This window comes from Saliphagus infecundisoli (assembly GCF_020177375.1).
Lineage (GTDB): Archaea > Halobacteriota > Halobacteria > Halobacteriales > Natrialbaceae > Saliphagus > Saliphagus infecundisoli.
In genome coordinates, this window is the sequence record NZ_JAIWHV010000025.1 from 21,726 (window position 1) to 36,445 (window position 14,720).

At 51.0% G+C, this 14,720-nt stretch carries 11 protein-coding genes; 3 read left to right on the plus strand and 8 right to left on the minus strand.

Annotated elements, in window-relative coordinates:
- Positions 1–6: 6 nt before the first annotated feature.
- From LCF40_RS18520 to LCF40_RS18540, 5 genes are all read right to left on the minus strand, one after another.
- Positions 7–918, minus strand: a complete 912-nt coding sequence (locus LCF40_RS18520) for a carbohydrate ABC transporter permease (RefSeq protein ID WP_224829670.1) — start codon at positions 916–918, stop codon at positions 7–9.
- Positions 919–922: 4 nt separating this feature from the next.
- The gene (locus LCF40_RS18525; protein WP_224829671.1) at positions 923–1,891 is read right to left on the minus strand and encodes a carbohydrate ABC transporter permease; all 969 of its coding nucleotides are present in this window, start codon (positions 1,889–1,891) and stop codon (positions 923–925) included.
- A gap of 40 nt (positions 1,892–1,931) precedes the next feature.
- Complete coding sequence (locus LCF40_RS18530) at positions 1,932–3,479, minus strand: extracellular solute-binding protein (RefSeq protein WP_224829672.1); 1,548 nt, start codon at positions 3,477–3,479, stop codon at positions 1,932–1,934.
- 90 nt (positions 3,480–3,569) lie between these two features.
- The gene (locus tag LCF40_RS18535) at positions 3,570–4,646 is read right to left on the minus strand and encodes a TrmB family transcriptional regulator sugar-binding domain-containing protein (RefSeq protein ID WP_224829673.1); all 1,077 of its coding nucleotides are present in this window, start codon (positions 4,644–4,646) and stop codon (positions 3,570–3,572) included.
- A gap of 221 nt (positions 4,647–4,867) precedes the next feature.
- Entirely contained in the window at positions 4,868–6,262 is a 1,395-nt protein-coding gene (locus LCF40_RS18540; RefSeq protein ID WP_224829674.1) for a sulfatase family protein, read from the minus strand.
- Between the two features lie 215 nt (positions 6,263–6,477).
- Here LCF40_RS18540 and LCF40_RS18545 point away from each other — a divergent pair, with 215 nt between their 5' ends.
- Together LCF40_RS18545 and LCF40_RS18550 are read left to right on the plus strand one after the other, a co-directional pair.
- A complete protein-coding gene (locus LCF40_RS18545) occupies positions 6,478–7,593 on the plus strand; it encodes a Gfo/Idh/MocA family protein (RefSeq protein ID WP_224829675.1) in 1,116 nt (371 codons plus the stop codon).
- Positions 7,594–7,693: 100 nt separating this feature from the next.
- Positions 7,694–8,821 (plus strand): IS630 family transposase, encoded by a 1,128-nt coding sequence (locus LCF40_RS18550; RefSeq protein ID WP_224829676.1) that lies wholly within the window; start codon positions 7,694–7,696, stop codon positions 8,819–8,821.
- A gap of 503 nt (positions 8,822–9,324) precedes the next feature.
- On the opposite strand, the gene LCF40_RS18555 is transcribed toward LCF40_RS18550, so the two are convergent.
- Positions 9,325–10,902: a DUF3604 domain-containing protein gene (locus tag LCF40_RS18555; protein WP_224829677.1), complete on the minus strand. Its 1,578-nt coding sequence runs from the start codon at positions 10,900–10,902 to the stop codon at positions 9,325–9,327.
- 186 nt (positions 10,903–11,088) lie between these two features.
- On the opposite strand from LCF40_RS18555, the gene LCF40_RS18560 reads away from it, so the two are divergent.
- Positions 11,089–12,303 carry a Gfo/Idh/MocA family protein gene (locus LCF40_RS18560; protein WP_224829678.1) on the plus strand — a complete coding sequence of 405 codons (1,215 nt, stop codon included), beginning with the start codon at positions 11,089–11,091 and terminating at the stop codon, positions 12,301–12,303.
- Positions 12,304–12,454: 151 nt separating this feature from the next.
- On the opposite strand, the gene LCF40_RS18565 is transcribed toward LCF40_RS18560, so the two are convergent.
- Both LCF40_RS18565 and LCF40_RS23825 read right to left on the minus strand, forming a co-directional pair.
- Positions 12,455–13,489 carry a Gfo/Idh/MocA family protein gene (locus LCF40_RS18565; protein WP_224829679.1) on the minus strand — a complete coding sequence of 345 codons (1,035 nt, stop codon included), beginning with the start codon at positions 13,487–13,489 and terminating at the stop codon, positions 12,455–12,457.
- Positions 13,490–14,400: 911 nt separating this feature from the next.
- Positions 14,401–14,634, minus strand: a complete 234-nt coding sequence (locus LCF40_RS23825) for an SUMF1/EgtB/PvdO family nonheme iron enzyme (RefSeq protein WP_224829680.1) — start codon at positions 14,632–14,634, stop codon at positions 14,401–14,403.
- Positions 14,635–14,720 lie beyond the last annotated feature (86 nt).

Sequence of the window (14,720 nt, forward strand, 5' to 3'; positions counted from 1 at the left end):
GGATGGTTACTCCTTTAGTGCGCCAGAGGTTAGACCGCTGATAATCTGCTCCTGTGCGAGGACGACGAGTATTGCGACGGGTATTACAGCCACCAAGCTCGCCGCTGCCATGTAATTGTAGAGCTGTTCATACTGTGTTTGATAGTTGAGGATACCGTGCACGATTGGTGCCCAATTTTCTGGCTGGCCGTTGTTCATCAGATATGAGAAGAAGAACTCGTTGTAAGTATAAATGAACGTGAGAACGCCGGCGGTTACTACGCCGGGTGCTGAAAGAGGAATAATCACCCGGAAAAGAGCGCCAAGTCTTGTACTCCCTTCAACTCTAGCTGCGTCTTCAAGCCCGTCAGGAATCTGGCTGTAGAACGTCGTAAGGATGAATATGGACAACGGCATGAACAGTGCGCTAAACGGGAGTATCAGTGATCCAGGTGTGTTGAATAGATCAGGAGAACTCAGGCCAAGTATCGAGACGTTCCCCGTGAATAGCTCGAACAGTGGAATGAGGAATGATGCCGGCGGGAAATAGGAAATTGCCAACACAAACAGCATAATTGGCACTTTCCCCGGGAAATCGAGACGACCGAATACATATCCAGTGATTGATGCGAGAAGTATAACGAATATCGTAGTCGCTAGTGACAAAACGATACTGTTGAAGATAAAGCGATGGAGCGGTGCCTGCTGGAATATCTCGATGAAGACACCGGGGTTAAAACCATTCGGCAGCAAACCGAGCCCGTATATCTGATCCTGTGGAGTCACTGCCAGAGCTGTCAACCAGTAGAATGGGAAGAGCGTCGAAACAAGGAATCCGAAGGTTGCGATGTAGAACGCCGTTTTGTACACCGAGCCAGGTCTCCTAATAGCCTTTTGCACATACACGTTTACTCTGCTGTTGGTGGTGTTTTCTTCCATGGTTTTACACTACTGCCTCCTCACCTAATCTCCAAATGTATCCTGAGACCGCGATTGCGATGATTGCCGCAATGATGAACGCGACCGTCGCAGATGTCCCATAGAGACCGTTACTAAATGTAGAGACAACCATACAGGAGAGTGATGGAATTGTGTTACAGCTGGCGACGGTTTCAATCAATCCGTAGACTCGAAGTGCCTGAATCGTCCTGAACAACATTGCGATAAGGACCATTGGCAACACCAACGGAAGCGTGATCCGTTTGAATCGCTGCCATGGCGTAGCGCCGGCTACCTTAGCGACATTGTAGAGATTCCGATCGATGCTCTGTAATCCGGCTAGGATGAGCAACGCCATGAATGCGGACGTCTTCCAAATGTCAGCAACAATGATTATTACCGTGGCGTCAAGGCTCTGAGACAGTGGTGCAGCCGAGAACAATCCTAATTCTTGGAGCGGTGCCGCAAGGAAACCGATATTGGGTTGGAACATCAGGAAAAAGATCATTCCTTGAATGACGATCGGAATCGCCAACGGCATTATTATCGCAACACGTGCCCACCGTCGTCCCTTAAACTCTTTGTCAAGAACTAATGCCTGTCCAAATCCAATAATCGTTTCGAAGAATACGCTAACGATTGTAAATATGAACGTGACCAAGAGTGCACTCTGGAAAGGGTTTGAGGGATCGAAAAATGCAGAGCCCATCTGAGAATCTCGTTGGCCAGTAATGACTTCAATGTAGTTTTGAAGGCCGACGAATTCCCCTATAATATCTGGTGAGAGGAGCGCGTCGGCATGGAGCGACATCTCGAAGGTTCGGATGAGCGGCCAGATCGCTATCAAACCAAGGACCAGCGCGGAAGGGATCAGTAGTAGATATGCAAACTGTGTTTCGTTCAACCGTTCAATGTAATTCAACACTGGCCGGTGAACGGCAAGCCAATGACGCTGATTCTGTTCCTTAGACATTATAATGAGTTATAATTTGTTGCTACCCAGAGTTGGCGATTCAGACGCTGTCTTCGATCTCTTGAAGTGAGGATTCGAGATCCGACATGGCATCCCCGGGACTTTTCCCTTGGCCAAGCGTATCGTTGACCTCTCCCGAAATCTCAGACGACTGCTGTGGCCAGACTGGCGTCACAGGCCTCGGAACCGCGTTTTCGCCAATAACACGGAACGTCTCCATAAATCGTCCGATTTCCGGAATCTCTGACGCTCCATCGGATTCAAGGACCGATGGCTTCGGGGGAATCTGGCCGATGGATTCGAATACCGCGTTCAGATGGAAGCTATCAGCCATTGTCGCCTCGACGAGTTGCGCAGCAGCTTCTTTTCTCTCGGAATAGGGGTTTATCGTCATGTTCCAGCCACCAAGTGCACCAACAGGACCTCCGCGGCCTTCGTAGGTTGCTTCATCTGCCGTTACCGCATGCGGGATCGGCATAAATCCGAGTGAGTCTCCTAATTCACTAGATGCGTCCTTAATGTAGGAGGGCCAATTTCGATTCGCAACCGCATTGCCGTTGAGGAACGGATCAGCAGAGCTCTGTTCGTTCCATTGGAGAACCGCTTCTGGGGAGATTTGACCGGCGTATCCGTCCAGCGATTCGGAATCATCTCCACCATGGATGAATGTCCTGATCATCCGGATTGCGTTCAGAACTGGCTCCTCGTTGACAGTTACGTCGCGGTCCCCGACTGGTCCAAACAGGTCACCACCAAAGTACGCTCCTCCCCAAGATGAGATAAACTCATTGAAATTACAACAGGATAATCCCTCGTAATCATCGGCTTGGAACGTGTACCCATATTCAATGTCGTCATTGCTTTCCTTAACCTCACTTACGACCTGTGAGAACTCTTCCCAAGTGACACCCTCGGTTGCCCAATTTTCTCCTTCAGGGTCGTATCCAGCTTCTTCAACGAGGTCCTTCCGGTACCCCATCCCTGGCAGTCCGACCCACATAGGGATAGCGTGAAGCGCGCCGTCCTGGCTCTGTGAGGTTGATACTGCAGGTTCAAAGTACTCTTCCTGGACGGACTCAATTAGATCACTCGATAAGTGATTTTCCAGGTTCTCCGTTTGTTCTCGGACGATGAATGGAATCGTCCATCCGCTGTCCATCATAAAGAGGTCTGGCTCACTCCGCTCGGAGTTGAGCCACTGAGTGTACTGATCCTGGCGCTGATCTGTAACGTTTGAACCTGCAATGATATTCAGCTCGATGTGTTCTGGAAGGCCTGCATTTCGGAGTTCTTCCAGAACCACGTCTTTGCTCTGCTCAATACGAGGATCTGCTGCCCATTCAAGCGTCACAGTATCCTGTCCCGCTGACCCCTCCGTGCTACCATTACTGTCGTTGCCGCCGTTGCCACCATTGCCACCATTGCCACCACTGCCACCATTGCCACCACTGCCACCGTTACCACCGTTACCACCGTTGCCACCATTACCGCTACAACCAGCAAGGGCTATTGATCCTGCAGCACCGGCTGCTTTAACGAAGCGGCGTCGGTTCACTGTTTTTTTGTCAGATGAACGCTTGTCAGCCATTGTAATTCCAAACAAATGGATCTATTCTATCCCTAATAAACCCTGTTACCACTACCGTTCATCTTGGAGCGCGTTTTATACCCTTCTTCATCAAGCTGAGGGATCTTCGAGTCTCGTAACCCGTATCCGTGTCGCTCTGAGGTCTTCGACGATGGCTCCGAACCCTCCCACGGTATATGTTTTACATTCTGTCTCGACTGCCAAATTGATTTGATCGGCGTCTGTTACACTGATTCCATCGTCTACGCTGGGATAGAAGTCGGCAACTACGCCCTCTATATGCCGTTCACGACCAGTATCAGTTTCATATCCGTCTACGGTCACTTCTAGAGAATCCCTATTGGCGGGATATGACCGGAGGTCACGAACACAATTCCTGATGCTAGCATATTCCCTCCGAAACTTATCTGTGCGCCGCCCATGCCCATGGATTACCTCCCACCGTCTCCAGAGGGTGTCCTGGAAGTATCGGTAGAGCATCGTTGAAAGCGCCTGATCTTGGACGAACATGCCGTAACCGGATTGGGGCCTTGAGACACCGAAATACGACCGGTGGGAATCAACCAATGCAAGGAATGGAGCCGACGTCTCCCTATATCGTACTTCTGAAGCCGCATCTCGCAAGTAGGGCATTAGATCGTCGATTCCAGTTTTAGAGCCCTCGGTAATGTGTATAGAAATGTTGATGATTATATCGTTCTCAATCGCCTCTTTGAGAGGATTATGGAGCTGCAAGAAGCTCGACGCAGAAAGAGCCAGGTTGATACTGTCAGTTGACTGGCGAACATCCTCTACGGCGTGTTTGAGTACTTGCTGAAAATCGTCATAAATTTCGAAGGAGTGCTTCTCGAGGGGTGGCTTTTGATAGTAATCATCAATTATATCTGCAGTATCATATAGGTCTTCGCCTAATTGTTCAAGGCTATCGATGAACGTGGTTGGATCCGTGATACGGGCACGAAGTGACCCTTTCTCGTAGGTCTCGATGATCCCTTTCTCATTGAGAGTCTCCAGGACGTCATAGATGCGCGGCTGAGGGACGTTAGAGGCCTCGTTGATTTCTGAGACCGAGGCGTCACGGAGCTCGAGGACTGTAAGGAAGGCATTTGCCTGGTATGGAGACAACCCATATGCTTCGAGAACGCTCTCAATCTCATCGAGTTTCATTTGATATTGCCATCTTCTCTGAGCGCGAGAGCTTAAACAATTTGGTCCCTCTCCTCAGATATCAGCCTATTCTATCACTCCCGTCTCTCCGTTGTTACCTTGTAGACTCCGACTCTCAGCTCCCATAAAATGGCCCTCCCTGCGTCTTGGGACGCTAACGACAGAACTGAGCAGTTGAAAGGAGTTTATTTCCACATAATTTCGCATGATTTATAAACAGATTATCGCGCGTCTGGAGCCTCGAACTCTCCCATATCGGGATGGAGCGCTCCTTGTTTGTCGGCGACGGCCCCATCAGGTTTCGAAACGGGACCGCCTATCAATGGGTCATTCGTCTGCTCCATCCAGTTTAGCAGTCGGTCGCGGAGGTCTCGACCAACCGATTCGTACTGCGGCTCTTCGAGAATATTATTACGCTGATTTGGATCGAGATATAGATCATATAATGCTTTTTTTGGAGGCGCTTGCTCGAAATACCCCAATTTTTTAAAGAATTCTTTTGACTGCCCTGCGTCCGTGTTTGGAGCGACATATTGGTCGTACTGCTCGTCAAATCGTTGCACGTATCGGTATCGTTTAGTCCGGACTGATCGCTTCGGTTCGTAGGCAGCATGATATGTGACTTCACTAAACACTTCATCACGTACGGATTCCTCATCGCCATGAAGCATAGGGAGCAACGATATTCCCTCTACCCATTGTGGGATGTCGAATCCAAGGTAGTCGCAAAACGTGGGGAAGAGGTCAATTTGAGAGACGAGTTCGTCTACTACGGATGACCCCTGTGAGTCAATTTGGTCCGGGAATTTCGCAATCAACGAGACACCCGTTCCGCTGTCTGAAAGGGTACACTTCATCAATGGGAACGGAATCCCATGGTCCGTTGTAAAGAGAAACAGCGTTTCATCGATCAAACCCGTCGATTCAAGAGTTTTGTAGACCTCTCCAACACACTTATCGACGTTTTGGACTGCGGCATGATAAGCGGCCATCTCCTCTCGTATAGATGGGACGTCTGGCAGGGGGTCCGGTGGCGCCACAGTATCGGGAGCGACGAGATTCTGATCAATGGGTAACGGTTTGTGTGTGTTGTATAGCCCCAGTGAAAGGAAAAACGGGTCTGAGTCGTCGTCTCGATCCGTTTCACGAAGAAACTTGGTGGCTTCTTCTGTGATGGCAAAGTCTCGACGGGTATGTCCGTGGTCTAACCGTCCGTTACTAGGATCTGTGTCATCTCCACGCAGCACACGGTCGTAGCCCAGTACCGATTTTTCCAGGTCGGCTTCCGTATTTCGGGGAATTTCGTGCTGTTGGCCAGCCAACACAGTATGGAATCCACGTTCCGAGAGGAAATTAGACAGATGATGATTATATTCGTGCATTTCAAAGCCACGATGCGCCAATCCAATCAGACCGTTTGAATGTGGACTTGACCCCGTGTAGAGCGCACCCCGGCTTGGTGAACAGGTTGGACCTGCACAGTGCGCATTGCGGAAGAGGACTCCATCTTGGGCCAGATGCTGGAGATTCGGGGTGTCGATCCCATATCCATAGGGACTGATATACCGGCCAGTGTCATCAGTATGGATAATCACGACGTTATTGGTGGGAGACATCAACTACTACAACTTCCCGTATCAGGGCAGTATATTCTTCCTATAACGGCAATAGTAAACAGAGGCCCTTTTAAATTCAGAGCTATATTAATATTGGGTAATTTATTCCCGTAACCAGCAGACTATAGGGTGATAAATCAATGTACTAGTCTGATAATTCTGGAAATTGTCACGCTAGCACAGATTTATACTGATGTGGTTATCCATTACATGTGATGAAAGATGCCAATGCCTCTGTCGGTGTCATCGGTCTTGGATTGATGGGAACACGCCATGCAACTAACTTAGAGGAACTTGGCGCAGATATCGTCGCTGGTACCGACATTGATTCAGACGCGAGGCAGAAGTTTGAGGTGAAGTTCAGCGCGGAATCATACGCCTCCTTCGAGCGTATGTACGACGGGACCAACCTTGATGCTGTGGTCATCACAACTCCAAATAAGTTTCACGAACCAGCAGCTCTGGCTGCACTTGACGACAACGTGGCCGTGCTTTGTGAGAAACCACTTGCTCATTCCCTCCCCGCGGCGGAACGAATCGCGGCCGCAGATGAACAGTCGGATGCCTTCTGTATGGCTGGATTTAAACACCGTTTCGGCTCCGCTACGTCGCTGTACAAGGCCTATCAACAAGATGGAGAACTCGGCGATCTTAACGCCATTGAGGGGGGATACGTCCGTCGGCGCGGAATCCCTGGACTCGGATCCTGGTTCACTAGTGAGGAGGTGGCCGGCGGTGGTGCCCTCATCGATATAGGCGTCCATGCCATCGACTATGCCCTCTACCTAGCCGGTTATCCAGAGGTGATCGAGGTGATGGGCGTCACACGCAACTCGTTTATAGCCCGAGACAATTATGATGATCCCGACGATTGGGCCGGGAAGTGGGACCTTACGGATGAGTCACGGGATGTCGATGACTCGGCAACTGTTCTTATGAGGTGTGCTGGAGACCTAACAATTTCACTCGAAATCGCATGGGCTGCAAATAGGGAGCCAGACGAAACGTTTGTTGTCCGCGGCACAGATGCCGGCGTCCGCATGGATCTACGTGGAGACTCCCTCGATATATTCAAAACTGGGAGCAAGGATCACGACCATTACAGCGACACCACTTTGACGTCAAAACGCGAGAATGACAAGCTTTGCGACGAAGATTTAGCGTTTTTGCAGGGCGTCTATTCAGACAAACGCCCGTCAATGAATACCATTGACGAAGCGCTGCAGGTCCAGCGTATTATCGCTGCGATCTATCGCTCTAGCGATCAGGATTCGTCGATAGTGCTTGAAAATGATGAATTGAGGCCAACTACGGCGGCTGAGCAGAGGTAAGACCATTCGTCACAACCTAGTGGACCTGCCAGTTAATTCGTACCCACCCCGGTGAGTTCTTACTCATTCCACTCCTTTCACTGGTGATGAGCGTGAACTCATGTCTTCTCACACTACCCCTACACCAGCCCAGATCACGTTGTCCTATCTCGAACGGACTCACCTCGAAGCGGTTGTCCGAAGGGCAACCGCTTCACAACGTGATGTGTTCCGATCTCGGATCGTCCTGTTAGCTGCTCGCAGCTATAATAACACCCAAATCGCTCGCCAACTCTCCTGTACTCGCAAGACTGTACGCAAATGGCGCAATCGCTACGCTGACTCTGGCCGGGCCGGGCTTGTCGACAAGCCCCGGCCCGGCCGACCACGTATCTATCCCGACTCCACACGCGCTCTCATCACAGCGCTCGCGTGTGAACTTCCGGCGAACCGTCAACTCCCGTTGTCGCGACTCAGCTCCGCCGATATCCATGCTCAGGCTACTCACGAAGTCAATCCTTGTCCAGCACGGTCTACAATCGCCGCCTGGCTCAAGCAGGCGGCGATTAAACCCTGGACGGTGGCATCGTGGGTTACTCCACGTGATCCTCAGTTCAAGCAGAAGGCTGGTCGTGTCTGTGATCTCTACACCGGAAAGTGGGAAGACGAACCGCTCACTGATCGTGACGTCATTATCTGTGCTGACGAAAAAACCGGGATACAAGCCCGGTCCCGGCGGAAGACGCCGCCGGGACCGGGCAAATCAGTTCGAATCGGTCACCAGTATGATCGCCACGGGACCACTATCTACCAGGCTGCGTTCATCGCAGGGACTGGCGGTGTGATCGGCCACTGCGTCGACCGGAACACACGTGCGAACTTTGAAACGCTGGTTGAGAAAGTGATGGCCGACCCGATCTGCCGAAGCGCAGATCGGGTCTTTTGGATCGTCGACAATGGCAGTGCTCACCATCCCGCGACGTTCAGATGGTGGCTCAAAAAGCAGTATCCTACCGCAATAGGGTTACATCTGCCGACTGGCGCATCCTGGTTGAATCAGATCGAACTGTATTTCTCAGTCCTGACGCGGAAATCACTGACTGGCGAAAGCTTTCACTCGGTCGATGCGGTTGAAAACCGCATCACCGAGTTCGGGGAGTTGTGGAACAGTGATCCAGAACCGTTTGAGTGGACCTACACGAGGAACGACTTGACGAGACTCCTTGAAAGGCTCCCAACGATAGAGTGAATCTCGTTGAACGCGTTTCTCTAAGATGGATCCAATTCCGGAGTACGCACGGCAGGCTCTCGAAGACCGCTTAGAGACGCACGCGCGCACCGCTTGGTCCAAGCGATGCGCGCGGGTCAACGTTCGATTCCGCGGTAAATACGCCTATGTGGAGGTCTTCGACAGTGATCCGTGGATTATGCCAGGATCGACGAAGGAAGAACAAGAGCAGGTTCGCCAAACCCCAGTGAAGATGTGCCGGTTAGGGTGGACTGGTGACATGGAATCGTGGGAGCTCGCGTTCCACAAATACAGCGACGGCCAGTACGAGCCGTCGATTCACTTCGACGGCTCGGGAGTCAGTTCACCCGAAGCGTGTTTTGACTGTGCCGCTCAGGTTTACCTTCGGTAGCGACGCTCCACACGAGGACAGCTACTGGGTACGAATTAACTGGCAGGTCCACTAGTGATCGTCGATTGAGGTTAACTCGAGATAGCGCGTTGGATGGTCCCCTTCATTGTGATTAGTTGTCGATCCAGATCGGAGATCCCCAGGCGTATTGGCCATTACGTTGTGCGACACGCACGTAATAGTAATCCTCATCGTCACTCGCGGGCAATTCGTCGAACTCAACGCTGGCCTGGCAACTGGATTCGTGATATGCCCGACTCACTCGGACTTTCCGGGAATTATGATAGACGATATCCGGATTGTTGATGTCTTCGTCGTGGAGTTCGAACTCCTCGATGAGCCGGTTTCGACATTCATTCTCGAAAGCGAACAAGTGATTTGTAGCCCTCGCGCTTTCGAGTGGAATTTCTAATCGTTCATCCTCCACATCGACGACGATAGTGGTGTCATCGGATCCAGTGACTTCGACAATGAATCCCTGTGTCGTGCGATCAGCGTCTCCCTCAGGAAGGAGATAGCTTTGGTTATCACGGGATGTGACGAGATCAAACTCGCACTCTCCATCTGTGAAGTCGTACGTCTGCCCGAACCCTCTGAAGCGAGGTTGAATCTCAGTGACAGTTCCATTTCTTGCACGGATCGTTCCCGACCAGTCGAACTCGGTTTCATCAAAATCGCCGTACTCAGGCGTCGGTCCCCAACCGAACTCCATTAATAACCGGTAGCAGTCTGATTCCTCATCCTTTGAGGTATCCTGATGTGTGTACACCCGTTCCACGTCACCGTTGTAAATCAGTTCAACGCGATCCAGCGGGAGCGGACAATCTACATCCACTACAGCCTGTCGTTTCACAGTATCGGTAACATGCGATCCGAGTGGATGGCCATCTATCGACCACCAGAGTGTAATTCTGTCGCCAGTAACGCCGTAGGTACGCCGCTCTTTCAGCGCTTCCCAGACCGCATCCCGCGTCAACTCGGTAGCCCATATACCGGCGACTCCCTTTCCCCATGTCCCTGGCAGACCTGGACCATCGTTCGAAGCGATCACTCCGACATGATGACCCTGATTTAATCCATCTACGTAGGTGCCTCCTGCCGTACGGGGTCCCGTATCCGGGTTTTGTTCCATTGAGACAGGAGAGTCGATCGATTCGCTTGACCCGTGACTAGAGTAAATCTCTGCGACAGGAGATAGTTGGTCCTCGTAGATGTCCCAGTCTTTGCCCCGATTTCCTACATCATATGCTGTGTGATGGGGGAATACAAGTGCCTCGCGGTCGGACGCGTTCTCTAGCAGGGACGTAAGGTCCCAGGCTTGATCAAGAGGGTTCCCTTCGTCTTTGTAGTACACGTTGTGATCCCCCCATCGGGTTCGGTTCCCGTTCCACTCGTAGGCGGGAAAGGTGACGAATTCCTGTGGATTGTTATTCCGTACTGATACGGCCTGGATATCGTCCCACCAGGATTCAAACTCCGCGTCAGGCCCAACTGACTCCTCTCGAATACCTCCCTCACGCCCTTTCCGATACCACTTGAACGGGTAACATTGTACCACAGAGACATCGAGATGTTGCTGGGCATACTCCAACACAGTATCCAGTTCGCTTCGATCGGCACCCGGCCCTGTCATGTGTTTGTGGAGATCTCCCCAGAACAACTGGTAGTTAGCCACTGACTCAAAGCTCATCGCAACAATGAACGAAGAACAGGTATTAAAATCCTTGTCTCCGCAAATCTCTCAGCGTGGTGATGAGGGGGAATCAAAGTCAGTGTGAGATCTTGTTCGCTTTCTCATGGCAACTAGTTGGATTACCGACTGTCTCTCTCGTCGATAATCCGCATGGTTTTTGTAATCGCTACCGATGTTACAGGCATGTCATCGGATGACTTTGGTATCGGTCTCGTCGGAGCTGGCTTTATCAGCCGTGAAGCGCATGCACCGAGCGTCGAATATATCCCTGATGCCCGTATCGCAGGAATCCAGAACAGAACGCGGGAAAACGCCTCGTCACTCGCTGCCGACTGTAATCAAAATGGAAATTCTGAGCCTTCTATCTACGGTGACGGAGAGATCAAGGCGCTGGCTACTGATCCGGACGTCGATGCCATCTGGGTCACCACTCCGAACTTCACCCGCCTCAACGCCGTGAAGGCAGTTATAGAGGCCGTTGAAGACGGTGCCGACTTGCAAGGCATCGCTGTAGAAAAGCCGATTGGCAGGACGGTCAAGGAAGGGAACCGACTGCTTGAACTCGTGGATCGCGTCGATCTCCCGCATGCCTACCTCGAAAACTGGCCCCACGAACCTGACGTCGGTGATATGCGGTCCCTTCTCTGGGAGCAGGGCCGTGACGCCGGCCGCCCGTACATTGCCCGCTCCCAGGCCGAACACGGAGGTCCGCACTCAGGTTGGTTCTGGGATGGGCGTAAACAAGGTGGCGGCGCGCTGACGGATATGCTCTGTCACGCCCTTGCCAATAACGAAATCTTGTTATCCGATCCCAATGGATCTCCCCCCAAAGCCGTCTCAGTTACGGCGAATACGGGGACACTCAAATGGGATCGAAATGCCTATGCGGAGGAACTGGAGGCCGCATACGATATTAACTTCGCAACGGATCCTGTCGACGACTACGCAAGCGCGACGATTCAGTACGAGGATGCGAATGGGCGGCCCGTTATCTCCGAGGCGAGCGGATCGTGGTGTTACGTCGGATCCGGCGTCAGGCGGACGATAGAATTGCTTGGGCCCGAGTACTCTGGACAGGTACTCTCTGATGAGACGTCTTCCAGCGTCTTTTTCTCGGACGATTTGTCGAACGATGAAGGCTGGGCAGAGAAACAAAACGCCACCAGCGGCCGAATGCCGGTCTCTGCCGCTGAAGTAGTAAAGGGTGGCTACGTTGCAGAGAACCGTAACGCGATTGAATCCTTCCGAGATGAACAGAATGCGAGACTTGATCTCGATGATGGTTGCCGTATCCTTCGTCTGTGCATGGCCGCCTACAAGGCCGCCGAGACGGGGCAGGAAGTCGACCCTCGGGCCACAGACCTGACGGAGTACGTCCCATTTCCTGCCCGAAAATAACTATACCAAGGACCGGAGACTCGGCCTCGCTACTGTACCGCAGGTAACATTTTTTACTAGATTGGCTCACCTAATCTGGCAACTGTATTAGTCTAGTCTCGTACTTTCTCAGTCCAAAAATCAGCCTTCAGAACCCGCCATTTGACGGCTTTTAGTCGACTAGGTCTAAACGTTTGCCCGCGTCGGCGCTACGCCGCGCGGTTTCGACTATTCTGTGAGCTTCCCGGCAGAATTGGGGGTCGAGCGGCCCCTCAGGTTCCACATCGTTTTCAAGACAGTAGATCACATAGTGGGCAAGGTCCTGATACTGCGGTTCCAGGGGATCGGCTGCTACTGTGTAGCCTTCGGGTTCTTCGGCAGTCGATACACGAATAACGTCTCCCTCTGTCCGATTCGTGATGGCACCCTCTGTTCCAATGATTTCATATCCTTTCTTATTTGTGGGCTGTATCTCCCAGGGATTCGTGAGCATTCGCCAGGTGGTTTGAAGTGTCGACAATCCATCTTCATAGCGACAGATAGTTGCGCTTTGGACGTCGACTGGTCCATTGTCAGGCGTGTATGACTCGGCAGTTACTGTCTCTGGAAGTTCTCCACCGCGGAACCATGTCGAGAAAGTCGATCCGTAGCCGAGATAATCGAGCATCGACCCACCACCGTCTGCCGGCTCATAGAACCAACTGTCATTCGGTGGGGCACCGGCATTTCCGCCATAATATTGGAGCTCAACGATATCACCGATGACACTCTCGGAGACAAGCCGTCGAATCGTATGTCGTTCAGCGTCCCAGGCAGCTGGCCAGTTGATGAAGAGAGTACCGTCTGTACCAGCCATCGCTTCCAGCATTCGATCGGCATCCGATAGCGACACGGAGAGCGGTTTTTCTATTACGATGTGGAAACCGTAGGGTGCGACCTGCTCAACGAAATCAGCGTGCAGCGAGTTGCGTGGACAGCCGATAACAATGTCTGTATCGACCGTCTCAAGACACTTATCAAGGTCTTCGAACACTATGTCGTCGGATAGGCCAAGATCGTCGACGGCGTCTGAAAGTGATCCAGTGGACGTCTCCGGAGTCTCATCACAGACGCCGACGATCTTAGCGTTTGGATGATTGTCTACCCACTGAAGGTTCGTATTCATATGCATCTGGTCAAAGTTCGCACCGACGAAGCGCCACGTCATGACTAAAACGGCTATCTGATTAATATAAAAAGGTATGGGTTGTACCCATCTCTGGGGACATCTGCAGGACGACTTAAGGCGATTTCATATCATATATAAACGACGAAAGCCTTTCTGGATGGTCAAACGCCGACTGGATAGACATAGAAATTCAGGTTTTGTTGTAATGATTGCATTGACGCTGTGGTCCAGTCCCTCATATTGGTGAACCTTTGACAGCGAGTCTCTATACAATTACGGTGGTATGATTGTAACGAAAGTCATGAGGGCGATCTACGATTTCCATAGTATTTATTTTTACTTCGCCAGTTTTCATTAACCAGGAACCTCTGAGAATCCCCTGCTACTTGATAGTAATTCCATAATTTTATTATATCTATATTTCTAGTACATGGATTACTATAACAGAGAATAATAATAATACGAGGATAGTGTAATATATTAATTTAACAACCATCCATATAGAGCACAAGTTATAGAAATTAACTGGTAACATCCACAGTATATCAAACCTATAGATGTCTATTACCCTTATGAATTCACAAATATAGATCTTATATCACTTTAATTTATTAGAGAATACAGGCTATAGGCGACAATACCTACAAATAATAGATTTTAATCCAATATACTAAGTTTTAAAACCCTCGATTTGAGAACTTGCCAGTGATATTGATTGACAGATTAATTAGTGGATGAGGGTAGTGTCAATAATTTTTGGACCTATGGAACTAACCCAGTTATGTAGCCAACCTAAATTAGTGATCTGTTGCCACTATTGCGTGCTCAGGGATCGGCTACGACTCGAAAGTCCATGTGGCTAGTAGTGTAATCGGGAGTACTCTAGGTGCGTGCGGCGACACGATATCGGTTGCAGTAGGACTTGTGACAGAGGTGCGATCCGCCCCAGATCACCTTTGCTGTCCCGTCCTTAGCCCAGTGCGATTTTTGAAGGCCCCTTCATCGTGATTGGTTCTCCACCAGTCGGCAATCCACACCCAAATGTTACCCGCCGTATTGTAGAGACCGTAGCCGTTGGGTTCGAACGCGTCGACGGGTGCGGTGTGATCGTAGCCGTCAGCGGCGGTATTGTGGTCAGGAAACTCCCTCTGCCAGATGGTTCTCCGACCAATCCGAGTCTCCACCTCGTCCCACCTTGTGCAACAGACGTCTTTAGTGGAGGCTCATTGAGCCTTTCATCGAGCAAAGTGCTATCTTCACTCGGCGCCTA